Source organism: Acidobacteriota bacterium, assembly GCA_018268895.1.
GTDB lineage: Bacteria > Acidobacteriota > Terriglobia > Terriglobales > Acidobacteriaceae > Edaphobacter.
Window position 1 is genome coordinate 1,230,410 of sequence record JAFDVP010000001.1, and the last position, 23,685, is coordinate 1,254,094.

At 57.5% G+C, this 23,685-nt stretch carries 22 protein-coding genes and 1 tRNA gene; 9 read left to right on the plus strand and 14 right to left on the minus strand.

Annotation, left to right across the window (positions count from 1 at the left end; genetic code table 11):
* Nucleotides 1–31: 31 nt before the first annotated feature.
* The 4 genes from JSS95_05340 to lnt all read right to left on the minus strand — a co-directional run bounded on the left by JSS95_05340 (nucleotide 32) and on the right by lnt (nucleotide 3,818).
* A complete protein-coding gene (locus tag JSS95_05340; protein MBS1799231.1) occupies nucleotides 32–451 on the minus strand; it encodes a CoA-binding protein in 420 nt (139 codons plus the stop codon).
* A gap of 29 nt (nucleotides 452–480) precedes the next feature.
* Entirely contained in the window at nucleotides 481–978 is a 498-nt protein-coding gene (locus JSS95_05345) for a DinB family protein (GenBank protein MBS1799232.1), read from the minus strand.
* 93 nt (nucleotides 979–1,071) lie between these two features.
* A protein-coding gene (prfB, locus tag JSS95_05350) for a peptide chain release factor 2 (protein ID MBS1799233.1) occupies nucleotides 1,072–2,203 on the minus strand; the annotation gives its coding sequence in 2 pieces (ribosomal slippage) (nucleotides 1,072–2,133 and nucleotides 2,135–2,203; 1,131 coding nt in all).
* Between the two features lie 4 nt (nucleotides 2,204–2,207).
* Nucleotides 2,208–3,818 (minus strand): apolipoprotein N-acyltransferase, encoded by a 1,611-nt coding sequence (lnt, locus tag JSS95_05355; protein MBS1799234.1) that lies wholly within the window; start codon nucleotides 3,816–3,818, stop codon nucleotides 2,208–2,210.
* An 81-nt stretch (nucleotides 3,819–3,899) separates the two neighbouring features.
* Between lnt and JSS95_05360 the strand changes: the two genes are divergently transcribed.
* From JSS95_05360 to JSS95_05370, 3 genes are all read left to right on the plus strand, one after another.
* A complete protein-coding gene (locus tag JSS95_05360; protein ID MBS1799235.1) occupies nucleotides 3,900–4,043 on the plus strand; it encodes a hypothetical protein in 144 nt (47 codons plus the stop codon).
* Between the two features lie 198 nt (nucleotides 4,044–4,241).
* A complete protein-coding gene (locus tag JSS95_05365) occupies nucleotides 4,242–6,518 on the plus strand; it encodes an APC family permease (protein MBS1799236.1) in 2,277 nt (758 codons plus the stop codon).
* 127 nt (nucleotides 6,519–6,645) lie between these two features.
* On the plus strand, nucleotides 6,646–6,882 hold the full coding sequence (locus JSS95_05370) for a hypothetical protein (GenBank protein ID MBS1799237.1): 237 nt from the start codon (nucleotides 6,646–6,648) through the stop codon (nucleotides 6,880–6,882).
* Between the two features lie 59 nt (nucleotides 6,883–6,941).
* Here the strand turns inward: JSS95_05370 and JSS95_05375 are convergent, their stop codons facing one another.
* Both JSS95_05375 and JSS95_05380 read right to left on the minus strand, forming a co-directional pair.
* On the minus strand, nucleotides 6,942–7,580 hold the full coding sequence (locus JSS95_05375) for an SAM-dependent methyltransferase (protein MBS1799238.1): 639 nt from the start codon (nucleotides 7,578–7,580) through the stop codon (nucleotides 6,942–6,944).
* A 26-nt stretch (nucleotides 7,581–7,606) separates the two neighbouring features.
* Nucleotides 7,607–8,029, minus strand: coding sequence for a polymer-forming cytoskeletal protein (locus tag JSS95_05380; protein MBS1799239.1), 423 nt, complete (start codon nucleotides 8,027–8,029; stop codon nucleotides 7,607–7,609).
* Nucleotides 8,030–8,220: 191 nt separating this feature from the next.
* Between JSS95_05380 and JSS95_05385 the strand changes: the two genes are divergently transcribed.
* A complete protein-coding gene (locus tag JSS95_05385; GenBank protein MBS1799240.1) occupies nucleotides 8,221–9,105 on the plus strand; it encodes a hypothetical protein in 885 nt (294 codons plus the stop codon).
* Nucleotides 9,106–9,108: 3 nt separating this feature from the next.
* Here the strand turns inward: JSS95_05385 and menC are convergent, their stop codons facing one another.
* Genes menC through mazG form a run of 3 tightly spaced genes read right to left on the minus strand, consistent with a single transcriptional unit; the run spans nucleotide 9,109 to nucleotide 11,929 of the window.
* Nucleotides 9,109–10,236 carry an o-succinylbenzoate synthase gene (gene menC / locus JSS95_05390; GenBank protein ID MBS1799241.1) on the minus strand — a complete coding sequence of 376 codons (1,128 nt, stop codon included), beginning with the start codon at nucleotides 10,234–10,236 and terminating at the stop codon, nucleotides 9,109–9,111.
* Between the two features lie 54 nt (nucleotides 10,237–10,290).
* Nucleotides 10,291–11,082: a GNAT family N-acetyltransferase gene (locus JSS95_05395; protein MBS1799242.1), complete on the minus strand. Its 792-nt coding sequence runs from the start codon at nucleotides 11,080–11,082 to the stop codon at nucleotides 10,291–10,293.
* A gap of 16 nt (nucleotides 11,083–11,098) precedes the next feature.
* Entirely contained in the window at nucleotides 11,099–11,929 is an 831-nt protein-coding gene (gene mazG, locus JSS95_05400) for a nucleoside triphosphate pyrophosphohydrolase (GenBank protein MBS1799243.1), read from the minus strand.
* A gap of 67 nt (nucleotides 11,930–11,996) precedes the next feature.
* Here mazG and JSS95_05405 point away from each other — a divergent pair, with 67 nt between their 5' ends.
* Both JSS95_05405 and JSS95_05410 read left to right on the plus strand, forming a co-directional pair.
* A complete protein-coding gene (locus JSS95_05405) occupies nucleotides 11,997–12,278 on the plus strand; it encodes a DUF3311 domain-containing protein (GenBank protein ID MBS1799244.1) in 282 nt (93 codons plus the stop codon).
* Between the two features lie 10 nt (nucleotides 12,279–12,288).
* Complete coding sequence (locus tag JSS95_05410; GenBank protein MBS1799245.1) at nucleotides 12,289–13,443, plus strand: pyridoxal phosphate-dependent aminotransferase; 1,155 nt, start codon at nucleotides 12,289–12,291, stop codon at nucleotides 13,441–13,443.
* 66 nt (nucleotides 13,444–13,509) lie between these two features.
* Here the strand turns inward: JSS95_05410 and JSS95_05415 are convergent, their stop codons facing one another.
* The 3 genes from JSS95_05415 to JSS95_05425 all read right to left on the minus strand — a co-directional run bounded on the left by JSS95_05415 (nucleotide 13,510) and on the right by JSS95_05425 (nucleotide 14,616).
* On the minus strand, nucleotides 13,510–14,133 hold the full coding sequence (locus tag JSS95_05415; GenBank protein MBS1799246.1) for an MBL fold metallo-hydrolase: 624 nt from the start codon (nucleotides 14,131–14,133) through the stop codon (nucleotides 13,510–13,512).
* 72 nt (nucleotides 14,134–14,205) lie between these two features.
* Nucleotides 14,206–14,499, minus strand: coding sequence for a preprotein translocase subunit SecG (secG, locus tag JSS95_05420; GenBank protein MBS1799247.1), 294 nt, complete (start codon nucleotides 14,497–14,499; stop codon nucleotides 14,206–14,208).
* A 32-nt stretch (nucleotides 14,500–14,531) separates the two neighbouring features.
* Nucleotides 14,532–14,616, minus strand: a tRNA-Leu gene (locus tag JSS95_05425).
* A gap of 160 nt (nucleotides 14,617–14,776) precedes the next feature.
* Here JSS95_05425 and JSS95_05430 point away from each other — a divergent pair.
* A complete protein-coding gene (locus JSS95_05430; GenBank protein MBS1799248.1) occupies nucleotides 14,777–16,549 on the plus strand; it encodes a L,D-transpeptidase family protein in 1,773 nt (590 codons plus the stop codon).
* Between the two features lie 6 nt (nucleotides 16,550–16,555).
* Here the strand turns inward: JSS95_05430 and JSS95_05435 are convergent, their stop codons facing one another.
* Nucleotides 16,556–17,254 (minus strand): HAD family hydrolase, encoded by a 699-nt coding sequence (locus tag JSS95_05435; protein ID MBS1799249.1) that lies wholly within the window; start codon nucleotides 17,252–17,254, stop codon nucleotides 16,556–16,558.
* Nucleotides 17,255–17,421: 167 nt separating this feature from the next.
* Between JSS95_05435 and JSS95_05440 the strand changes: the two genes are divergently transcribed.
* A complete protein-coding gene (locus tag JSS95_05440; protein MBS1799250.1) occupies nucleotides 17,422–20,556 on the plus strand; it encodes a protein kinase in 3,135 nt (1,044 codons plus the stop codon).
* Nucleotides 20,557–20,626: 70 nt separating this feature from the next.
* Here JSS95_05440 and uvrC read toward each other — a convergent pair whose 3' ends face one another.
* Nucleotides 20,627–22,618: an excinuclease ABC subunit C gene (gene uvrC / locus JSS95_05445; GenBank protein MBS1799251.1), complete on the minus strand. Its 1,992-nt coding sequence runs from the start codon at nucleotides 22,616–22,618 to the stop codon at nucleotides 20,627–20,629.
* A 296-nt stretch (nucleotides 22,619–22,914) separates the two neighbouring features.
* Here uvrC and JSS95_05450 point away from each other — a divergent pair, with 296 nt between their 5' ends.
* Nucleotides 22,915–23,673 carry an OmpA family protein gene (locus tag JSS95_05450; GenBank protein ID MBS1799252.1) on the plus strand — a complete coding sequence of 253 codons (759 nt, stop codon included), beginning with the start codon at nucleotides 22,915–22,917 and terminating at the stop codon, nucleotides 23,671–23,673.
* Nucleotides 23,674–23,685: the final 12 nt, after the last annotated feature.

Below are 23,685 nucleotides of genomic sequence, written 5' to 3' on the forward strand. Positions count from 1 at the left end.
CCACAATTGTAGGCTGCGAAAGGTAAACCGCCTATTGAAGCCCGCTGTGTCGATGTTCCACCATGATGCAGCGGTCCATCACGACGTTGATTCCGTTGTTCTCCGCATATTTCGCCGCTTCCGGGTTGATAATTCCCAATTGAACCCAGATGTTTTTCAGACCGAGCTTCAGCATCTCGTCGACGATGCCTGGAATAAATTGGGGCAGACGAAAAACGTTGACGACATCTGGTTTTATCGGGAGATCGGCAAGTGAAGCATAGGCACTCTCTCCGAGAGCGCGTTCTATTTGAGGATTGACGGGGATGATCCTATAGCCATGCTGCTGCATATACGCGGGAACATAATGACTCGGCTTGCCGGGATTGTCCGTCATTCCTACGACAGCAATCGTGCGGGGCTCGGCAGGAGGCTGTCCCAGCATGGTGCGGATCACTTCGGGTTCATTCATCGTGCGGCCCTTCCCCTCAAACCAGATGGCTATTTCCAGATGCCCAGCAGCCGTCGCAACACAACCAGTTCTCCAAGGTGATATGACGTATGATCGGCGACCAGGAGAGCCTCCCGCAGCAGATTCTGCCCCTCCCCCCACCGGAACGGCTTGTATAGATCGGCATCTGGGCGGGCGATCAACGCTTCAAACGTCTCGAGGTCCTTGCGGATTGCCGCGATCGCAACATCCCAGGCACGCGACGATGGCGGCTCAGCCAGCTCAGGCCAATATCCTGCAGGCCACTCCATCGGCTGATAACCACCGGTTGGCGGCGCGCTGAAGTCCAGTATGTCGCGTTGCGTAATACGAATATGTTCGAGTATCTGCCATGCAGAATATGGCAGTCCGTCCGGAACCAGCCCGCGTTTTTCCGGGGGGAAATCCTTCACCGCGTCGTCGAACGTTATATGCGCCTGGCCACCGCGCAGCAGGGCCAAAAGCTGTCTGCGAATCTCATCGGCGGTCTTCTCATCGGTGATGGCCATCGTATCCCCTCAATCTTTCCCTATCAGATGCGCGAGGAGGCAAGCCGGTCACAAGGGTTTGCGAGCAACCATAATTGTCAGCGGCTCGATCTCCTAAAGGTCATCGTCCACGGCCACAGCGGCAGGAACTCCGCCTTCGCGCCGCATCTTCAGATAGCCGCGAATGAACGGCTCAAGATCACCGTCGAGCACTCGATCGACATCGCCAATCTCAACGCGGGTACGCAGGTCCTTCACCATGCGGTAGGGCTGCATTACGTAGTTCCGAACCTGTGAACCGAACTTGATATCCAGCTTCGAGTCTTCTAGCTTCTTGCTGATGGCCTTCTTCTTCTCTAGCTCATACTCGTACAGCCGTGAACGCAGCAGCTTCATCGCCTTCTCTTTGTTCTTGTGCTGCGAACGCTCATTCTGACAGCCTGCAACAAGCCCTGTCGGAAGGTGCGTAATGCGGACCGCCGAATCGGTCGTGTTGACATGCTGTCCGCCCTTGCCTCCCGATCGATATGTATCGATACGCAGGTCTTCGGACTTGATGTCGATCACAATTGTGTCGTCGATCTCAGGAGACACAAAGACGCTCGCAAAACTCGTGTGCCGTCTTTTGGCGGAATCGAACGGCGAGATCCTCACCAGACGGTGCACACCTGTCTCGCCCGAAAGCAGGCCGTAGGCGAACTCGCCTGAGATCGTGAATGTGGCCGATTTGATGCCCGCCTCGTCGCCATCCTGAACTTCGTTGATCTCTACCTTGAAGTTCTCCCGCTCGCCCCAGCGGATATACATCCGCATCAACATCTCGGCCCAGTCCTGCGACTCCGTCCCTCCCGCGCCGGGATGGACAACAACAATCGCATTCAGTGGATCGCTCTCCTCCGAGAGCATCGTCTTCGACTCCAGCTTCTCGGTGAACTCCACCAGCGAAGGAATCTCCTTCGCCAGATCGGTTTCGGTGTCCTCGCCCTCACGCGCAAGCTCGAAGTAAGCCTCGATGTCGTCAGTTCTACGCGCCAGCTCCGCGTCATCTGCCAGCAGGTTCTCAATTCTCTTACGGTCGCGCATCAATGGCTGCGAGCGTGCGGGATCGGCCCATACCGTTGGGTCCGATGTCTTCTCTTCAATGACGGCTAGCTCACGACGCAGGCGGGGAGAGTCAAAGATACTCCCGCAGATCGCGAACCCGTTCGCGCACCGGGGAGTACGTGTATTCAAGATCACTCAGCATCTGTCTAGTCTACGGCAAACTGCGACCGCAGGCTCAACCCAAGTGCAACGGCAGTCGCCAAAGCGCAAAGGTAAGCAAATAGATCTCCATGCAACGTGTAGAAGGTCATATCACGCTCATAACCAAAGCCCACGCGAATGCTCGTCCTTATATGTCTTGGCGCCGCTTCGACAACGCGGCCATATGGATCGATCGAAGCGGTAACTCCGGTATTTGTGGCGCGAAGGACCCAACGATGGTTTTCAATGGCCCGCATCCTCACCATGTTCAAGTGCTGCCAGGGAGCGCTCGTATCGCCGTACCATCCATCGTTGGAGATGTTCACCAGCACGTCGGCGCCTTCCTTGACGAACTGCCTGACCTCATCTCCAAAGATCGACTCATAACAGATAAACACCCCGTAACGGTGCCCGTTCGCCGCGAATAAGGTGCGCTGTCTGCCAGCATCAAACGCCCCAGCCTCGTGTAGAAGGCTCTGCGCAAAAAAGAAGAGGCGCGCAAACGGCACATACTCCCCAAATGGGACCAGGTGCATCTTGTCGTACCGGCCTGCAAACTCACCTTGCGGATTAATGAACGAAGCTGAGTTAAATTGCAGATATCCTCTCGTGTTCTCTGTCGTGCGGTCGATCGCGATGTTTCCCACGATCACAGGTGCACCCGTCTCCTCCGCCAGCTTCGTCATTGCCGTGCGAAACAGCGGGTCGCGCTCCTGAAATGGTGCGGGCGACTCTGGCCACACAATCAGGTTGGAGTCCTGCGGCTCATTCCTCGGCGCAAATTTCACAGCCGGAGTTTTAGCCAGTTCAGGAATACCGAGATACATCCGGTCCCCCGGATGCCGGCTTAGATAGCTGAACGACTCTAAAAGCTCCTGCTCAGAAGGTTCCGGTTGCTTGGCCTCTGCTCCCACTTCAAGGTTCTGCTGTACCAGCGTCGCAGTCGCCGTAACGTGCGATGGAGTTGGCAAGTGCGCTCTCCGTAACTCGAAGACATAGACGACGACAATCGCCACGCCTGCCGCAGTCAGCAACAGCCTGGTATGCTTTCGTTCGCGAATCTGGATACGCACAAGCCATAGCGCATTCACCAGAGCAATGACGAAAGACAGTCCGTATGCTCCCGTCAGGGGGGCAAGTCGCGTCAACAGCGGATTGTCGACCTGCGCAATCCCCATCAGGTCCCATGGCAACCCGGTTATGCGTGCTCGTGCAAGCTCTACGGCGACCCATGCCAGCGGGCTGAGCAACAGCGCCAACCGCGCCCCAAAGTAGTTTTTGAAGCTGACGACCACCCAACCGAACAGCGCATGATACAGGCCAAGATACAGGCAGAAGAGGATGAGGATGCCTGCCGCAATCGGTTTATCCAACCCACCATACAGATACATCGTCTGGTAGATCCAGTAGCAATTCCCCAGATACCAGATAAATCCGCACAGGTAACCGAGCGCTGCGCCCTGCCTGCCGGTCAATGGCTCCGCGTTTTTCTGCTGTTGCGTAAGCGCCCATAACAAAGGAGTTATGGCAATCCAACAGAAAGCCGTCCGCCACTCCGGTACAGGGCCCGCCAATGGGAACGGCAGACATTGAAGCACACCGGAAAATGCTGCCATGGCCCATAGCCGCGTGGGAATTCGTCGCATCGCAGTTGAAGTCTAGCATTCAGTAGATTTGGAGCTACAATAGCTCCAGCCATGGATGCCATTCTCCATCTGCTCGCGTCTGTGCTGGTGCCACTGTTCTTTATTGGAATGGTGGGTTCCCTGCTCGTCGTCATCTTTACCGTGATTCGCGACCTGCAGGAGGTCTTTACCAGCGACGAGGAGTCCGACGTCTAACCGTCTCGCATCCTGAGCTCCCTCAGAAATACAAATCATTGACGCTACAGGTGCGCCCTCTTAAACTATGAAACTGATACACGGGTGGTTACGGGAACGCCAGCACCAGGAAGCGTTCACACAATAATGGCTTCAACGAAACAAACTGACGTTCTCCCACAATCCAACCGAGTGCGCCTCGTCGTGGCGTCCTCGGTCATGCTGACGTTTATCTCCTTCTGGCGAGCAGCCGCCATCGTTCTCAACGACTTAGGCTCATCGGCGTTTTACGCAGGGGGGCTTGCTGAAGAGGCCGTTGGAAAAGCGGCGCCGTGGCTCATCCTGGGGGTCGTCTTCTTCGCCTACGCCGTTCGGGCCGTCTATGTCGAAAGCTGCTCCATGTTTACCCGGGGCGGAGTCTACAGGATTGTCAAAGAGGCCCTCGGAAGCACCTTCGCCAAGATCAGCGTCTCGGCGTTGATGTTCGACTATGTTCTGACGGGGCCTATCTCGGGAGTATCCGCAGGCCAGTACATCGTCGGCATGGTGAACGATCTCTCCGCCTTCGCTGCTGTCAGATTTCACTGGCACGTTATTCCCCATCTCCGTCCAGACCTGGCATCGGCGGCTATCGCAGCCACAATCACGATCTATTTCTGGTGGCAGAACACCAAAGGCATCGAGGAGTCCAGCCAGCGTGCACTCGACATCATGAAGATCACCACTGTCATGGTGGTCATCCTGCTTGCCTGGGGAACCTTCACCGTCCTGCATCGAGGCGCTCAGCTTCCGCCACTACCCTTCCCTTCGAACCTCCACTTCAGCTCCGACGCCCTCGGCTTTCTCAAAGGAACAAAGTTTGCAGCCTCGCTTGGCCTGTTCGGCGTCCTGATGGCATTTGGCCACTCCGTACTGGCCATGAGCGGTGAAGAGTCCCTCGCCCAGGTCAACCGCGAGATTGAGCACCCCAAGCTCAAGAACCTGAAGCGCGCCGCGCTCGTCATCGCTACCTACAGCTTCTTCTTCACAGGCCTCTGCTCCCTGCTGGCCGTCATGATTATTCCCGACGACGTCCGCGTCCATGTCTATCGCGACAACCTTATCGCCGGCATGGCGATGTACATGGTCGGCCCCGAGGTCCTGAAGCTCTTCTTCCGCGGCTTCGTCGTCCTCGTCGGATTCCTCATCCTCGGCGGAGCCGTCAATACCGCCATCGTCGGTTCGACCGGCGTCCTCATGCGCATCGCCGAAGATGGCGTGCTCACCGATTGGTTTCGCAAGCCGCAGAGAAAATATGGCACCAGCTATCGCATTGTGAACCTTGTGGCGGGAATGCAGTTACTTGTCATCCTGCTGACACACGGCAACGTTGTCGTCATTGGCGAAGCCTATGCTTTCGGTGTGATCTGGAGCTTTACCTTCAACGCTCTGGCCATGCTTGTTTTGCGCTGGAAGTACAAGGGCGAAAGAGGATCAAAAGTTCCCCTCAATCTCCGGATTGGCAAGACAGAGATCCCGATCGGACTTATCTGCGTCTTTCTGGTTCTCTTCACAACTGCAATCGTCAACTTATTCACTAAATCCGTTGCTACAGTTAGCGGAGTTATCTTCGCCGCAGCTTTCTTCGTCGTCTTTTCTCTCTCAGAACGCGACAATAAGAAGCGTCATGACATAACAACCCGGCAGATGCGCGAGCACTTCCAGCTTGAGCACCAGGATACCGTCGGTTGCTCCGCGCTCGAGATTCGGCCTGGCGCCGTCATCGTCACGATGCGAGACTCCGCCTCGCCATTTGCGCTCAAATGGGCACTCACGCATACCAATGCAGACGATCAGGACATCGTTGTCCTCGCAGCTCGCATGATGGGCGCCGGTGGGCCGGAGTACGTCGAAGCCTCCGAACAACTCTTCAGCGAGCATGAGCAGATGCTCTTCACCAAGGCCGTCTCCGTTGCCGAGAGCTTCGGCAAACACATCTCGCTGCTCGTCGTTCCCGCTGGAGATATCTTCGCCGCGCTCGTTCAGACGGCGAACTCGCTCGATGCCGCCGCCGTCGTCTCAGGCCTCTCCAGCAAACTCACCGCCGAGGAGCAGGCCTATCATGTAGGACAGGCGTGGGAAGCTCTTCCCGAGCCCAAGCGTCAGTTCACCTTTTATGTCATCAAGCCCGATGGCGCCTCCCTCAGCTTCCATATTGGACCCCACGCACCGACGATTCAGCCCGACGAGGTGCAGCTCGTCCATCGCCTCTGGCTCAATCTACGCCGCGCGCCAGAGATGCGCGACTTACATCACAGCGACATCGTCAGTTATGCTCTTACCCGCATGGCGAATGAGTATGCACGCGATAAGCAGGCAACCCTCAAAGGCCTGCAACAATGTATCGAGCAAACGGAAGGCCGCCGCAAACTAGGCACCTCTCGCCAGGAAGTTATGGGAGAATCGGGCCCGGGTTACGCAATTAGAACCCATCCAAACATCTCTTCCGAGAAATAGACCTTCCTTGCACCTCTAAGTAGGCTCCTGTATCTTTTCCGTAAGACCTTACTCCCTGAGTAACTTCCGTAAGAGTCTTTATCCTATGGACAAGTTATTCTCAAAGAGACACACAGGAGGTTTTTTCGTGGAAATCAACCGTATTATTGCCGAGATCGACGCGCAGATTTCAAAGCTGCAGCAGGCACGAGCTCTGCTCTCCGGCGCGTCAAGCCCTGCTCGTTCCGGCCCCGGACGCCCAAAAGGCGCAACAAAAGCGCCCAAGCATAAAAGAAACATAAGCCCTGAAGGCCGTAAACGTATCGCTGACGCAATGAAGAAGCGCTGGGCAGAACGCAGAAAGCAAAAGACCACGAAGGCTTAGCCTGCATCTCTACGCAACAAAAGAGCACGGCGATGGCCGTGCTCTTTTAGTTTTGTAAACTACCTTGTAGCAATAACCTCTCGAAGACTGTCCTTCGCCAGGAAAAACCGGTACGTGCTGTACTCGCTCAGTAGATTTTCTATCTTGCGGTTGCTATAGATCTGAATTACCGGATACGTTCCTACTCTCTGTAGATCGACAACTTCCGTATCCGTAAGGTGATACCTGCAGAAAGGCGCGCCCGGCTCTGCGGTTGCGTGAAAGAAGGCGAGCATCTGCCCCCCGGGCTCCATCACCTCGTGTAAGCGCGCAAAGATGGGTCCCACCAGTTTTTCTGGGAGAAAGTCCGCCGTGTCCCATAAGATCACGATGTCGAACTTACGCCCCGAGAAGTTCAGGTTCGTTTCGAGGAACCCGCTCACATTGAAGTCGGGCTCGCCTCCATCGGTTGCAGGAACACTCCACTCCGGCTTCAATGCCTCTTCTACAAGGTTCGCCATGTAGATGCTGTGGCCCAGGCTTGTAATGTAGTTGATGTTTGTTGAAGACGTCGGCCCAATATCAAGCACGCGAAGCGACTCCTGCGACTTCAGGTGCTTCTGTAACTCTTTCCATCCGCTTGAGTGACGCGGTATCCGGCTCGAATCGGCCCCGCGATTCCCACCGGAACCTTCACTTCCGCCGAAGATATTACGCATAGATTTGCTTACATTCCCTTCTGCTTCTAGGACTTCGGGTTGAGTACAAGCGGCGTCTGCTCAGCTTTGGACTCACCCGGCTTTGTGGCTGGAGGCAATACCTCAACCGCACGCTGCTCTGTTGCCTTCAACTCCACTTTTCCTTTCAGTGAAGCGTTCTCCTCGATCGACAGACGTCCGCCGAAGATATCGCCCAGGACAATTGCCGAATGTCTTAAATCGACTCTTCCCGATACGTGCAGCGTACCAGTCAATCGCCCAAAGACAATTAGATTGCGCACTTTGACATCAGCCGCCACGTGCGCGTTCGGGCCAATCGTTACAGTGCTGTCGGGCAGAGTAATCGTTCCTTCAACATCTCCGTCAATCAGCAGGTCTTCGCTGCCGGAGAGCTCGCCTTTGATGGTGACCGACTTGCCTATGACCGTGGACCCTTCTGCTGGCTTCATGTGTGTCTTGCTCTCCTGATAAAAATGTTGGCACTCTATGTCTTGCCTTGCCGAAGGATACCCAACGCGCTGGATTGAGGCAAACCGAAAACCAACAGGCACTTCCATACGTCAGACACGAAAGGTGATATTGTTGCGAAAATGCGTCACAAATCGGCTGAAACTGGCAGGCTTGGGGTAAGGGTGGACGAGTGAGGCTCTATGCAATCTGTCACACGCTCGCGGTGTCGCTTCTGCTGTCCTGCAGCAGCACAGCAGACGCACAGAACAACCCTGCCCCAACCATACCCGATTGGCTGACTGCTATTCCAGCGCGCAACTGGGCGGTTGACGCGACAGCTAGAGAGCTTGAGGCGCTTCATCATCGCGGCTCTTACCTCCGCTACCGAATTCATATCGTCGATGCCAAGGGCGACCGCGTTCGCGACATCATCGAAAGCCGTGACGGGACCGTAGCCCGGCTTATTCTCCGCGACGGCAAACCTCTCACCGCGGAAGAAGACGCGGCCGAACGTAAACGCCTCAATGATATGCTGGCCAACCCCGAGGCCTTTGCGAAACACGCCAAAGGAGACGATTCCGGAAAGAAAATCGCCGACAACCTGGTGCGCCTGATGCCCGACGCGATGATCTACACCTACGTCCCCGGTCAGCCTCAGACAGGAACCAGGCCCGGCACGACCGAAGTGGTCATAGACTACGAGCCCAACCCTAAGTTCCATCCGCCTTCGACGACTGCCGAGGCATTGACCGGTCTCAAGGGCAGGGCTTGGATCGACGCAGATTCAAAGGTTATTGTGCGGATGGATGGCAATGTCTTTAAAGGGGTGAACTTTGGCTGGGGCATGCTCGCTCATATTTACCCCGGGGGCCGCCTCGTTCTCGTGCAGGGAGACGCAGGCAACGGCAGATGGATATTCACCCACTTTACACAGCGCATCAGTGTCCGCGCACTCATGGTCAAGACGCTGCATATCAGCAGCGACGTCGACTCCTCAAACTTCCAGGCAATTCCTGCAATGAGCTATCAGGATGCGATCCGCATCCTTCTTGACACACCACTGCCCGCTAAGTGATCCCTAAGCCGTTACCCGGGCCTTCGCGCGCAGTGTCCGCTTCCTCACCGTAAGCCTCTCGATCCTCTCGGGCAGAACCTTATAACCCGATCCCACGCTGGTCGGAACGACGATCTCGCCCTTCTTGCTGACCGTCACCTCAGGCTCAATGATGTCCTCTGCCCAGTACCGTGACGAGGCCGACACATCCCCCGGCAGCTTGAAATTTGGCAATGAAGAAAGCGCGATATTGTGCGCCCGTCCGATTCCCGTCTCCAGCATGCCACCGCACCACACCGGAATCCCCCGCTCTGCCGCTACATTGTGCACGGCAATCGCTTCACTGAAGCCGCCCACACGACCCACCTTGATGTTGATGATCCGGCACGAAGCCATGTCGATCGCCGCCAGCGCGTCGCGACGGTTCCTGATCGATTCATCCAGACAAATTGCCGTCTCGATCCTCTTCTGCAGCATCGAATGGAAGTAGAAGTCGTCGTACCACAGCGGCTGTTCCGCCATCAGCAGCTTGAACTCATCCCACGTCGCAATATGGTCGAAGTCCTTCATGCGGTATGCCGAGTTGGCATCGCAGCTCAGAAGAATATCAGGCCAGCGCTTGCGCACCATCTCGAAGATGCTGTTGTCCCACCCCGGCTTGCACTTCAGCTTAATGCGCTGGTACCCCGCTTCCAGCTCGAGAGCAATCTTGTCCATCAACTGCTCCGGCGTGGGCTGAATCCCAATCGAAACGCCGCAGTGGACCACCTTGCGTGTTCCACCCAGCAACTGTGCCAGCGGGACCTTCTCCATCTGCGACTCCAGGTCCCACACCGCGCTCTCCAGCGCAGCCTTCGCCATTCTGTGCCCGCGAACCTGCTTCAGCACATCCGGCACGCTGCCGCCATTCTCCAGCTTCGCCTCAAGCAGCTTGGGAATCAGCTCCGTCTCCGTAATGATCCACGCCGTATCGATCATCTCGTCGCTGAAGTAAGGATGCTCGCCGGCGACGCACTCTCCCCAAGCCGTCAGCCCCTCGGCCTCAATCTCCACCAGCAGAATCCTACGGCCAGTCGTCAGCCCGAAGCTGGTCTCAAAGGGATAGGCCAGCGGCATATTAATCTCACGCATGTGGATAGCGTCAATCGTGATCATCTTCTTATCCTGTCTCCGAATTTGTTCCGTTCGCTTTGGTGTCAGGCCAGCCTACCGCTTTGCCTCATAGCTTCGGGTCTGTTCTTTTTCATCGTTCCATGGGGCCAGCAGAAAACTTCCGTTTCCCTCGGCATCGCGCTCGTACCCAACTACGGCCAGCCCGCGTGCAAAGGCCGACTCCAGTGCCGCCCGATTTTCCAACTGCACCTGCTGCGCCTTCGCTCTCTGCTGAGGGTCCTGCTTCCACGCATAAATCGTATGCGGTACGATCACCCGTTCTGTCGCAGTTGGTACTCTGGCATCGCCTTTCAGCGTTTCAATCACTCGCGGAGATTTCAGCCACCACTCCGCATACAGCCTATCTGTGGGAAGCCCCCCCTGCAAAGGCGACGACGACGGCCCATAAAAATCTGCCTTGTACCTCCGCGAGATTGCTCCCAGCTTTGCGATATTCAGGTGCGCATTCTTGATCTCCAGGGGGTCATACGTCCACTCCATCAGATCGAAGCCGCGCGCAATCGCATCGTCGCGCTGCGCCAGCTTCAACCGGCGGCCCAGCCCCGCATTGCGGTACTCCGGCAACACGGCCAGCATGTGCGAGTGAATATAGGCATATCCGTTGCGATACCCGGGGAGCGCCATGGCAAATCCGATGATTGTATCGCCGTCGAATGCTCCAAGAACCTGCCCGCCTATCCGCTGAGCCACCAGAAACACCCTTCGCGGAATAAGGTCGCCGTCGCTATAACCCCACACCTCAAGCTGCAACACGACGCAGCGCTCAAACTGCTCCATCGTCGTCAGGGATTCAATCTGTATATTTTCGCCAGTCTTTGTGCTCATCTTGTCTCTTCAGTCTTTATCGTTTTTCATTGCTCACATTCGGCGGATCGACCGCTTTTGCCTGCCGCCACAACTGCTCAAGCTCTTCAGCGGAGCAGGCCCTCAGCGCATCCTGTCCCCCAGCCTCCCGCTCCATCTCACCAAACCGCTTACGAAATTTTGCATTGGTGGATCTCAGCGCCGACTCCGGATCGATCTTCAGATGCCGGGCCAGATTGACCGCAGTAAAGAGCAGGTCTCCCAATTCGCCTTCTACCACGCTCGCATCCGGCTTCTGCGCGGCAATCGCATCCTTCAGCTCCCCGATCTCCTCATCCAGCTTGTCAAAGAGTCCCGCAGCATCCGGCCAATCGAACCCGACTTTTGCCGCTCGTGAGCTCAGCTTTCCGGCCTCCATCATCGCCGGCATCGATCGCGGAATATCTCCCAGCATCGAGCCCGAACCTGCGCCTGACGACGCCTTCTCTTCCCGTTTGATCTCTTCCCAATTCTTCAGCACTGTTGCTGAGTCTTCGGCCTTTGCGTCGCCAAAGATATGGGGGTGCCGTCTGATCAGCTTGGCGTTCAGGTTCGACGCCACATCCTCGATCGTAAAATACCCTGCCTCAGACGCCATCTGGGCGTAAAAAAGAACCTGAAGCAGTAGATCGCCCAGCTCGTCCTTCAGCTCGGGCCACGCTCTCCGCTCGATGGCATCGAAGACCTCGTAAGTCTCCTCCAGCGTGTGCCGCTTGATCGTATCAAACGTCTGCTCGCGGTCCCACGGACATCCCCCCGGACCTCGAAGACGCGCCATAATGGCGGCAGCTTCGGCCATCGGATCTCTTACCTGCTTCTCTTCTGGCATCTGATCACTAGATTACCCGATGCTCTCCCCTGCGCGATTTCGCCCATTTGCAGTATCCTGTGCCTGCATGGACTCGCGCGAGATCGACCGGAAATACCAGGCCCCTCCCTCCGCAAACGGCGGGAAAAAGATCGGCTGGAAGCTGCTGCTTATCCTGCCCTACATTGGCCTTTGTTTCCCTGCCTTGTACGCTCGCGAGACGCCGACCCTGTTCGGGTTCCCCTTCTTCTACTGGTATCAGTTCGCCTGGGTCATCCTTACCTCCCTGCTGCTCGGCTTGCTCTACCTCAAGCTCAGAGACCCGGAAAATAGCCCCGAACTACCGTGCTGTCGTTCAGAGCCGCATTAGCATTGAACTTGTGAGCCAGCGTTTTTCGTCACGAACAAACTGGGACCTGGGCGAGAGCAGCCTCGCACAGGCAATCCGTCTTGCCCGCGCCTCGGGGCGTCCCTTGATCGACCTGACGGTCTCCAACCCAACCGCCTGCGGCTTCCACTATGATGGCGACGCCCTCCTCGCCCCCCTGGCAGACCCGCGCGCCCTCAGCTACGATCCCGACCCGCGCGGAATGCTCTCGGCCCGTGAGGCCGTCTCTTCCTACTACGCCGCCCACAACGCCAATGTCGACCCCAACTCTATACTCCTCACGACAAGCACCAGTGAGGCCTATGGCTATCTCTTCCGCCTGCTCTGCGACGCTGGCGATGAGGTTCTCGTCCCACAACCCAGCTACCCGCTCTTCGACTACCTCGCCGACCTCGAAGACGTCCGCCTCACTCCCTACCCGCTCTTCTACGACTACGGCTGGCACATCGACTTCGCCATGCTGGAAGGCCGCATCGGCCCCAGGACCCGCGCCATCCTGCTCGTGCACCCCAACAATCCGACAGGGCACGCCACCAGCCAGGCCGAACGCGACAGACTCGAAGATATCTGCGACCGCCACGGGCTCTCCCTGATCGTCGACGAAGTCTTTCTTGACTATCCCCACAGCGGACGAAAGCTCACCAGCTTCACCACGGCCCCTCACCGCGCGCTTACCTTTGTCCTGAGCGGCATGAGCAAGATCGCCGCACTCCCACAAATGAAGGTTGGATGGATCGCCGCTTTCGGCCCCGAGTCGGATCTTCTGCCCGCCCTCGCCCGCCTGGAGGTCATCGCCGACACCTTCCTCTCCATGAACACTCCAGCTCAGATGGCGTTACCTACATGGATGTCCCGGCGTCACGAAATTCAGCAACAAATACTTGATAGAATTTCGCTAAATATCTCATTTATCAAAAAATCAAGCCTTAGATTGCTTCAAGCTGATGGCGGCTGGAGTGCAATCCTGAGCCTTCCGCGCCTGGGAGTCGGCGCTGGAGAGATCCTCGCCTCGCATGATGTCGTCGCCCACCCCGGGGCATTCTACGGAATAGCGGAGACAGGACGTATCGTCGTTAGCCTGATTACGCCAAGCGGCGACTTTTCCACAGGGATAAATCGGATTGCCAAAGCCGTCAACATCACGTGATGTCTTATATGGTTCTACTAAAGTGTTTATTTCAGAATAAATTGCAATTAGCAGAATCCAAATTAGTTATAAAAATGGATTGCTCTCTCGCTCTTCCCCGATAGTTGTATTCGGGCCATGGCCTGGAACCACTGTTATCTCGTCCGAAAGGACTAGAAGCCGGTTATGGATCGAGCGAATCAACTGCTTCGTGTTCCCTCCGGGAAGGTCCGTTCGCCCTACCGAACCGGCAAACAAGGTGTCCCCCGCAATCAGCAAAGACTGCTCCGGCAGATAAAGACAACTGCTCCCCTGGGTATGCCCCGGCGTGTGGAGAACGGTTGCCCTGATCCCCGAAACAGCAACCGTCTGCCCGTCCGTCAGGGCAGCATCCGGAGGCAGCACCTCAGGGGTAGGCATTCGCAGCCACGAGGCCTGCTCGTCCATCATCTTCACCAGCGGAAGATCGTTCTCGTTGTAGAAGACGGGAGCGCCAGTCAACCGCTTCAACTGCTGCGCACCGGCGATATGGTCGATATGGGCATGCGTAATGACGATCAATTTCGCCGTAAGACCATGCCGTTTGAGGACGGCCACGATCGACGGAATATCGTCGCCTGGATCGACAACAATCGCCTCACGAGAAGCCTCGTCGCCAAGGATGGAGCAGTTGCATTGCAGAAGACCGACCGGAAGAATCTCGTGAATCATATGCGTTAAAGACTACAGGCAAAAGAAAAACGCGAACCCGAGGGCCCGCGTCGCCTGATTCAATGTGAAGATTTACTTCTTCGGAGCGCTCTGCTGCGTCGTTGGATGGCCGGAAAGGACCGAGCCCTCCGATGAATCGCGCGAAAGCATGATCGTCAAGCCAATGGAGGTGAGCATGAAGACGACCGCGGAGTACGTGGTCAGGCGGGTGAGAAGATTCGCCGCGCCCCGCGGGCCGAATGCCGTCTGTGATCCCTGCCCGCCGAATGCAGCGGCAAGATCGGCCGATTTGCCCTGCTGGAGCAACACGACGCCAACGATAAACAGGGAAACCAGAATATGAAGGACAACCAGTGCGACGATCATGCGTGGAAAAAACCTTCCGAAAAAATGTGGATTGGTGCGGAGGAGGGGACTTGAACCCCTATGCCTTGCGGCGCAAGCACCTCAAGCTTGTGCGTCTGCCAATTTCGCCACCTCCGCATTGGCTCTGCACTGCAGGCTGCCAGAAAAGCGGTTGAGCAATCCGAAAGTCAGTATAGCATCCCAGTGATGTTTGTGTACGTTGTAGAGCGTGGTTACATCACCCATCTGACAATACACTTCAGATTTAAACCAAACTTTTTCGCCCGAGAAATAACAGATGACCTTCAAGCGCACCCCTGGCACCACCTCAAAAAATCTCTCCTCAGTTGCACAGCGTCACGTATGCTTCGTGACGCTTTTTTTAGCAGTCGCAGGCTGCTCAAAAGCCATCAAGCCAACGCAGGCGCCGGTCGCTCCCCAACCCGTGCAGAATGGCAGGATCGAACCCATCCCGCAGGCCACTCCCTCAGCCCCAGCGCAGGTCTCCGCAGCCTTCGCTGACCGGGTTCGCGAGATTGCCGCGGCCGGACGGCTTGAAGCGATGGAGCGACCGAACTTCTCCGACTACCGTGCTCACGTCATCGCCATCTACGAAAACGCGAAGTACGCCCCCCTATGGCTACGGACCGGCGGTGTGAGCCTCGAAGGCATCGGCATCATCCAGGCATTGGAAAACAGTGAGCAGAAGGGCCTCTCCCCCGCAGACTACGACGCCTCCAGATGGCCCGAACGGCTCGAGTCTCTCAAGACGGCGACAGATACGCAGAAGGCCGAGTTCGATACGGCGCTGACCGTTGCCGCCATGCGTTATGTCTCCGATCTGCACATCGGCCGCGTGAATCCCAGGCACTTCAAGTTCGGTATCGATGCCGCTGCAAAGAAGTACGACCTGCCTCAGTTCTTCGCACAGCAGTTGCTGAATGCTGCAGATGTAAAAGCCGCGCTTGAAAAAGTTGAACCTCCGTATGACGGATATCGTCAGACCGAAGCCGCTCTCATCCACTATCAGAAGCTGGCCGCGGCAGGAGACGGCCCGCTGGTCCCGCAGGTCGGCAAAACGATCAAGCCCGGGGACAACTACGCTGGGCTCCCGCAACTTGTAGCGCGTCTGCGACTGCTTGGAGACATGCCTGCCGGCGCCGACATGCAGGATTTCGACGCCGCAGTTGCCGAAGCGGTGAAGCACTTTCAGCAACGGCATGGTCTGGCTGATGACGGGGCACTCAACGCAGCCACAGTCCGCGCGCTGAATGTCCCCCTCGCCGCGCGAGTCCAACAACTCGTCGACGCTCTTGAGCGCTGGCGCTGGATGCCGCCCGAATTCCCCCAGCCCCCAGTAGTCGTCAACATCCCGGAGTTCCGCCTGCGCGCCTTCGAGGCCGGACAAAAGGTGGGTCTCGCCATGAATGTCGTCGTCGGCAAGGCTGCACCCACGCAAACGCCAGTCTTTACCGACGACATCAAATACATCGTCCTGCGGCCTTACTGGTTTGTCCCCTCCAGCATCGTCCGCTCCTCCGTCATCCCCGGCATCAACCGGAGCGGAAGGGCCTATCTTGCCAGGGAGAACTTCGAGATCACCGGAGCTCCAGCAGCAGCCAGCCCCGCCGAACTAGTCGCAGGACTTCGCGGCGGCAAGTTTGGCGTGCGTCAAAAGCCCGGCCCTAAGAACTCTCTCGGCCTGATCAAGTTCATCTTCCCCAACTCGAATAACGTCTATCTGCACTCAACACCTGCGACGCAGCTCTTCTCGCAGGCGCGCCGCGATTTCAGCCACGGTTGCATCCGGCTCGAATATCCCGCGAAGCTCGCTTCGTTTCTGCTGCGCAATCAGGATGATGGTAAATGGACCACCGAAGCTGTTCAGAAGGCGATGGACTCCGGCCCCGACAACCGGCAGGTCAATCTCGCTACCCCAGTCCCAGTGCTGCTGCTATACGTCACAGCCGTCCCCGCCGAAGACGGGACTGTCCATTTCTTTGACGATATCTACGGCCACGATAAACGCCTGAACGCCGTATTGGAAAAAGGACCACCATATCCCTGGTGACAGAGCTTAGAAATGCCGCGACAGCTCGCTGAATGATTCAAGCTGCAGCAAACGCTGTCCGGCAGGAGGCTGGTTGACAACCTCGTGCTCCAACACCCAGGTAAACGCATGGGGGATAAAGACAGCGTGCAGTCCCGCGCTCATCGCCGGGTTGATGTCCGATCGCGGACTGTTGCCGATCATCCAGGTCTTCTCCGCCTCACAACCATGCCGGCCTGCCACTGTCAGATAGGCCTGGTTATGTTTCTCAGCAAGCACCTCGACCGCTGAGAAATGAGACGCAAGGCCTGAGCGCTCCAGCTTACCCGTCTGCTCTGTTAAGTCGCCCTTCGTCACCAGGATCAACCGGTGCCGCCGGGAAAGTTCCTCCAGCGTCTCCGGCACTCCTGGCAGCAGTTCAATCTCGTGGCAATCGATGCAGTCGGCAAAGCTCGCGATCCGTCTGCGGCTCTCTTCCGTAAGAGGAGTCTCCGTCAGTTGCTCGTAACAATCCGCGAGCGAGCGCCGGAAGCTCACCAGCCCGTACCCGCGGGCCGCGATCGTCGCGTGTTCACAGCGGTTCAGGTGTTCGCGCACCTCTGCTGGAGTGTGAGTCTTATGGTCCAGGTAGTAGACGAATGACGCAATAGCCCGTTCAAAATAAACGTTGTTCTCCCACAACGTATCGTCCGCATCGATAAGCAGCGTTTGTCCGGAGCTATTCAGGGAATCATTCAGGGCTGAGTTCACAGCCAATTATAGGCCCCTGTTGGCGACTCAGTAACACGACTAAGGTTGCATGTCTTCGATTAGTGACTGGCCGGTATGATGCCCCATAAGCAATTGGGGCCCCAGCATGGACGCAATCGGCACATTATGAAAGAGTTGGGCGCATGACACCAGAGGTTGGCCAGGTATTCGGGCCGTATGAAATCCTCGGCAGGGTTGGCAGTGGCGGTATGGGGCTGGTCTTCCGGGCCTGGGATGAGCGGCTGCACCGCGAGGTTGCGATCAAACTGGTGCGCGATAACTATCGCGTTCCGGGAATGAAGGAGAGGTTTCTTCAGGAGGCCCGCGCCGCCTCGCGTCTGAACCACCCCAACATCTGCACCATCTTTGACATCGGCGAGAAGGATGGCGATCCCTACCTCGTCATGGAGTTGCTCGAAGGCGAAACCCTCAAGGAAAAGATCCAGCGCAGCGCCTTCTCGGCAGAAGAGATCGTCACCTATGCACGCGAGATCTCCGATGCCCTCGCAACGGCCCATGCAAAAGGCATCATTCATCGCGACATCAAGCCCGCCAACATCTTCCTCGTCAAGAAGCCGGGAACCCCGACTCAAGCGAAGGTCCTCGACTTCGGACTTGCGAAAGTCTCCAAGGCCACGCGAAGGACGCGTATCAGCCCCATCGATGACGAGCAGCACCCACAACGCTATGACGACTCCCCTCTCGACCTCACGGTAGAAGGTGTCACCGTGGGCACCGTCTCCTACATGTCGCCGGAGCAGGCGCGAGGACATGTCCTCGATCCGCGATCGGACCTCTTCTCCCTCGGCGTCGTCATGTATGAGATGGCAACGCGGCGTACTCCCTTCCGCGGCACGACCAGCTCGCAGGTCTTCGTGCAGATTCTTGAACACGACCCTGAGCCGGTTCGCAACTGGAATGAATCTATTCCGCGGGAGCTCGAACGCATCATTCTCAGGCTGCTCTCCAAAGACCGGCGGCAGCGGTTCCAGAACGCGCGCGAACTGAACTCTGCTCTTGAAAAGATCTCCGGCAGGCTCACCAAAGGGACGTGGCTTAGAAAACATTCGCCTGCGCCTGTCCCCATCGTTCGCTCGCTTGAACCTGTCGCGCGCGACCGGCGCCGCATCAAGCGCGATAGTGGGGTTCATCCCATTCCGCCGCCCCGTGATAGCCGTCCCGACTCGGCAAGCATTCTCATTCGTCCTCTTCGTATTCCTGCAAACGATCTCGATATGCGGCCTGCAAAGCAGGCCACGCCGCAAACAGCCGCAGTTCTCACCGCCGGAAGCTCTTCGACAGGAGTTGCCGGCAACACCAGTGATTCGATCGCTACCCCTCCCCTTTCGCTGTCACGCGGCAGCTCCAGCATGATGCAGTTTGAGTATGGTTTCGACGAAGCTGTTTCATCCGAGGTCGAAATCGCACCTGCTTCAGATCCTAGGCGCGGCGCGCTGAAGCAATGGGCTGCAAGAATTGCCATCGCAATATTTGTCGTGGCGCTCGCCGTAGCTGGCATTGTTGCCCTGCGCGGAGGAAGGTTCATCTCTGCCGCGCTGGAACCGAGGGATGTTCTGCTGCTTACTGCTATCCAGGACAAGACCGGAGATGCTCTTGGTGGCGCCGTGCTCGAAGGGCTCGACCTGTCGCTCAGCCAATCGCGCAGGTTCACCGTCCGAAGCTACGGAGCATACCAGGCTGGCCTACGCCAGATACAGGGCAGAAGCAACGGACAGGCAACGCCCTCCCCGCGCGCTGTAGCGCAACAGGTCGGTGCGAAGGCATATCTCTTTGGTGAGATCTTTCACGCATCCGGCAACCCAGGCACCTACACCATCCGTGTCGATGCACTTCGGTCCGACACCAACGACCGCCTTCTCAGCCTCACCGAACAGGCTGACTCTCGCAACGAGATCCCCTCTGCGATCGACCGTCTCGCCCGGTCGCTTCGCATCGAGCTTGGCGAGAACAGCAACACTGTCACCGATAACAGCACACCGCTTCATCGACAGGGCACAAGCGACATCGATGCCCTGAAGGCTTACTCCGACGGCGATCTGGCAGCGCAGACTGGTAACGCACTGAGCGCGCTCTCAGCCTACCGTCAGGCCGTTGCGCGCGACAGCCAGTTCGCACAGGCTTTTCTCAAAATAGCCTGGCTCTCCTACGATCAGCACGCCGACGTGGAGGCCGCCGACGCAGCGCAGCGAGCAATGGCCGCATCCAAAACCGGAGACGACAGTATCCGTCTCCTCGCTGAATTCTGCTACGAGATGCTTGCCGCAGGCGACTACTCCCGTGCCGCCTCCACCATCCGTCAGTACAACGACCAGTTCCCCGGCAACTCCGATGGTATGGTTGGCCTTGCCAGCGTCCTTCGCGCGCAGGCCCACCTCGTTGAGTCGCTTCTTGCCGCGCAGCAGGCATACGAACAGGACCCATCACGCTCCAGTGCTTACACTGAAGCGCAATTTGCAATGATCGGGCTCGACCGATACGCCGATGCCCTGAAGCTCGCCGTACAGGCGAACAAGCTCGGCGCACTGCCCGGACGCGCCACTCTCCCGGCAAGCTACCTTGCCGATAAAGCGGACATCCTCCAGGAACAAGCGCGTTCTATCGAGAACAGCGGCCCATCCCATCGTTCCCTATCCCCGGCTGAGCTTGCGGCCTACGCGCTCTATCTCGACAACGTTGCAAAGTGGGCTGAAGCGGAACAGGTGTGGACACGAGCCGTGGCCGCAGCCTCCACTGCGCCTGGTCTCTCCTCCGCAGCAGCCTCGATGCTCGCTCAGGCTGCATTGAACCGCGCGCTCGCCGGCCGCTGTTCCGATGCCTTGCCGCTTCTGCAGATGTCTCACGGACGCTCACAAGGCCCGGTCGCCGTCTTTCGCGCGGGCATGGCAAACGCTCTCTGCGGCCGGATTCAAGAGAGTGAAAAGGCCATCGATTCGCTGGATCAGATCGGATCGAGCGGCTTCTCCACAGCAAAATCCTTCCCCTTCGAACTGAAAGCGGCAATTGCTCTTTCAAAGAAGGACCCAACACAGGCGCTCCAACTTCTCGAAGAAGTCGACACGGTTGATCCTTCGCTGCTTCCCTACCTGCGCCAGAGAGCGGATGTTGCGCTTGGTAAACCGCAGCAGGCAGCGGACAACCTCCAGTCCATCGCAGATCATCGCGGCGCAGTCTATCTCTCAGGAGTAAGCCTCTACGGACAGGCCATCCAGGAACTCGCTCGCATTAATGGGCATAACGAGACCGTCGCAACCCGCTAATCTAAAGCTGTTCCTTTGGGTATGGCCACACGATTTCAGGGCCGAAGACCCGGTTCCATACCAGTTCAGGCTAACGCTTCGTCGACGCTTGGAGTATCGGAAGCGCCGCCGCATCCTCCGCATCGAAGTAGCTGCGAATCTGCTTTGCCGTCGCAGCATTGACAACCGCCGTCAGTGCATCGGGCGTAGCCTGCCGAATCCCCCGCAAGCTCCCGAAATGCTCCAGCAGGCGCTGCCGCGTACGCGGACCCACTCCCGGGATCGCAAGCAACTCTGAATCGCGGTCGCGCATCTCGCGCCGCTTGCGGTGATACGTGATCGCAAAACGGTGGCTCTCGTCGCGAATCTTCTGCACCAGATGCAGCACAGGAGAACGCCGGTCGAGCACCACCGGCTCGTCCTCCTGTCCGTAAACGTAGATGACCTCTTCCCGCTTCGCAATCGATGCCAGCGGCTGCAATGTAACGCCAAGCTCATTCAGGGCCTCCGCGGCTGCATGAAGTTGCCCCAATCCGCCATCGATCAGGATCAGTGAAGGAAGCGCCTTCTTCTCCTCCAACAAACGCTTATATCTTCGATGGATGATCTCGCGCATCGACGCGAAGTCGTCCACCCCGGTGACCGTGCGTACCTGGAACTTGCGGTAGTCCGACTTCTTCATCGCACCGTCCTCCCACACAACCATCGAGGCGACCGTCTCCGCTCCCTGTATGTGCGAGATGTCGAAGCACTCAATCCGCTTCGGAATCTCCTCCAGCATCAGCGCGTCCTGCAACGCCTCCGCGATGGCCTTCTTCGACGGCAGCAGCACGCGAAACCGCTGGTCGAACGACTGCTTCGCATTCTGCCCCACAAGGTCCACCAGCGAGCGCTTCTCTCCACGCTGCGGCACAAGGATCTCCACGCGATGTCCCGTTCGCTCCGCCAGCAGCTCGGCGAGAACTCCGCGGTCTGGAAAATCCACGGGGATCAGGATCGATCGCGGCACATATCCCTGGTCGAGATAAAGCTGCTTCAGCAAAGCCGAAAAAAACGCCGCAGGACTAAATGGCGTGCCAGGCTCCGTGATCGCTGCCTGCTGTGTCCCATCCGTCGCTCCATCTCCAAGCTCAGGGGCCGCCACAACGGGATCGGGTTCAAGGCGAGCCCTCACCTCTGCATCCTCCGGTTCTTCCGCGGTATCTCCAAAGCTCGCAAGATCCGGCAAGTCTTCCCAGAAAAGATCTCGACGGTCGACGATCTTCCCCGAACGCATGTGAAACAGGTTCACCGCCAACATCTCGTTCTCATAGTGGAAGCCGAAGACATCCGCGTCCTCGTTCTCCGCAGTAGCGATCCGCTGCTTGTCCATCATCTGGTGAACGGTCGAGACCTGATCGCGCAGTCTCGCTGCAAGTTCATACCGCTCTGCCTCGGCGGCCTCCTGCATACGGGCCGTGAGCCGCTGCTCAAGTTCGCCCGGACGCCCTTCAAGAAAGAGTTGCACGTCCTTAATTGCCTGCCGGTACTCCTCCGGCGTCGTAAAGCCCTCCACGCACGGCCCCAGGCAGCGCTTGATGTAGTACTGCAAGCACGCGCGCGGATGATAGCGCGACAGATCCACCTTGCAGCTCGGAATCAGAAAGCTCCGGTGAATGAGGTCCACGAGCCGGTAAGCAAGATTGCCGGGAAAATATGGACCAAAATACGCGCTGCCATCCTTGCGCAGCCGCCGCGTCACAAAGACCTTTGGGTAGCGGTCGCCCATCGTCAGCTTGATGTACGGATATGTCTTGTCGTCGCGCAGCAGAATGTTGAAGCGTGGCTTGCGCTGCTTGATCAGGTTGTTTTCAAGCGCCAGCGCCTCGTGCTCGTTGGCGACGGTGATGTAGTCGAGGTCTACCGCCTCACGCATCAGCGTGCCCGTCTTGGCATTCGCCTGCGACGCCTCCAGAAAATACGACCGCACCCTGGCCCGCAGGTTCTTCGCCTTGCCGACGTAGATCACCTCACCCTCGGCGTTCTTGTACAAATAGCAACCGGGTGAGGTCGGGAGCGTCCGGATTTTCTGATAAAGGTCCATAAAGCGTAGCTTGGCTTCGCCCTCGTCACACCGAAGTGATGGTATGAGAAGGTTTAGTTACCAAGTGTATTCGTCTTTTCGTCGCCGGGTTGCCCGGGTAGATTTGACGTAAATCTACAACAAAAGTTCCATACCCACAGACGGCCCAAAAAACAGGCTACCTGCAAAACATTGCCGAATATCACTCATTCCACGCCACTTACAAGCACAAGCAATTTGGCAGCCGGATTGCATTCTCCAAATGCGTAACCGAGTCAACGGCTATCCAAATGCTGTGACTACAGGAGATGACACAAATGAGCTCCACGACACGCTTCCATTTCGTTTCTGCCGGAGAGATCAAACCCGGTGCTGTTACCGCTGCATTGGCCGGTGCGTTTCTGCTCACCCTCACCGTGGGTTGCTCGAGCAAGAACTATGTTCGCTCGCAGACGGCTCCTATTGTTCAGCAGACCAACAATCTGGATGCCAAAACGGCATCCGACCACCGCACCATCGTCGATACCGACGAGCGCGCGCAAAAGGGCATCGCTTCGGCGCAGAGCGCAGCCGATGCCGCCGACCAGCACGCCCTCGCGGCTGGCCAGTCCGCAGACACCGCAGGCCGCTCCGCGCAGGAGGCCTACAACCGCGTCGACACCCTTAGCGGCGTCATCGCCAACCTCGACAACTACAAGTCCATCGCCGACGTCAGCGTCACCTTCGGCTTCGACAAGTCCGTCCTCACCGCCTCCGACAAGAAGACGCTCGACGACTTCGCCGCAAGCCTCGCCGAGAAACGCGCCTACATCCTCGCCGTTACAGGAGGCACCGACTCCACCGGCGACGCGAACTATAACTATGGCCTTAGCCAGCGTCGTGCCGATGCTGTGGTCAACTACCTCTCCACCAAGTACAACATCGCACCGCACAAGTTTTATCTCATCGGCATCGGTAAGGATCAGGAAGTTGCCACCAACAACACCTCAGCCGGCCGCGCCAAGAACCGCCGCGTCGAGGTCAAGCTGATGACCAACATGGACCAGTCCGGCAACACGGCAATGAACAGCCACTAGAATCGATCTTTC

Bases quoted from the DNA above. Each gene is read 5' to 3' on its own strand.
- JSS95_05340 (MBS1799231.1), bottom strand. From the start codon at position 451: ATGAATGAACCCGAAGTGATCCGCACCATGCTGGGACAGCCTCCTGCC.
- JSS95_05345 (MBS1799232.1), bottom strand. From the start codon at position 978: ATGGCCATCACCGATGAGAAGACCGCCGATGAGATTCGCAGACAGCTT.
- lnt (MBS1799234.1), bottom strand. From the start codon at position 3,818: ATGGCAGCATTTTCCGGTGTGCTTCAATGTCTGCCGTTCCCATTGGCG.
- JSS95_05360 (MBS1799235.1), top strand. From the start codon at position 3,900: ATGGATGCCATTCTCCATCTGCTCGCGTCTGTGCTGGTGCCACTGTTC.
- JSS95_05365 (MBS1799236.1), top strand. From the start codon at position 4,242: ATGCTGACGTTTATCTCCTTCTGGCGAGCAGCCGCCATCGTTCTCAAC.
- JSS95_05375 (MBS1799238.1), bottom strand. From the start codon at position 7,580: ATGCGTAATATCTTCGGCGGAAGTGAAGGTTCCGGTGGGAATCGCGGG.
- JSS95_05380 (MBS1799239.1), bottom strand. From the start codon at position 8,029: ATGAAGCCAGCAGAAGGGTCCACGGTCATAGGCAAGTCGGTCACCATC.
- JSS95_05395 (MBS1799242.1), bottom strand. From the start codon at position 11,082: ATGAGCACAAAGACTGGCGAAAATATACAGATTGAATCCCTGACGACG.
- mazG (MBS1799243.1), bottom strand. From the start codon at position 11,929: ATGCCAGAAGAGAAGCAGGTAAGAGATCCGATGGCCGAAGCTGCCGCC.
- JSS95_05405 (MBS1799244.1), top strand. From the start codon at position 11,997: ATGGACTCGCGCGAGATCGACCGGAAATACCAGGCCCCTCCCTCCGCA.
- JSS95_05415 (MBS1799246.1), bottom strand. From the start codon at position 14,133: ATGATTCACGAGATTCTTCCGGTCGGTCTTCTGCAATGCAACTGCTCC.
- secG (MBS1799247.1), bottom strand. From the start codon at position 14,499: ATGATCGTCGCACTGGTTGTCCTTCATATTCTGGTTTCCCTGTTTATC.
- JSS95_05430 (MBS1799248.1), top strand. From the start codon at position 14,777: ATGACCTTCAAGCGCACCCCTGGCACCACCTCAAAAAATCTCTCCTCA.
- JSS95_05440 (MBS1799250.1), top strand. From the start codon at position 17,422: ATGACACCAGAGGTTGGCCAGGTATTCGGGCCGTATGAAATCCTCGGC.
- uvrC (MBS1799251.1), bottom strand. From the start codon at position 22,618: ATGGACCTTTATCAGAAAATCCGGACGCTCCCGACCTCACCCGGTTGC.
- JSS95_05450 (MBS1799252.1), top strand. From the start codon at position 22,915: ATGAGCTCCACGACACGCTTCCATTTCGTTTCTGCCGGAGAGATCAAA.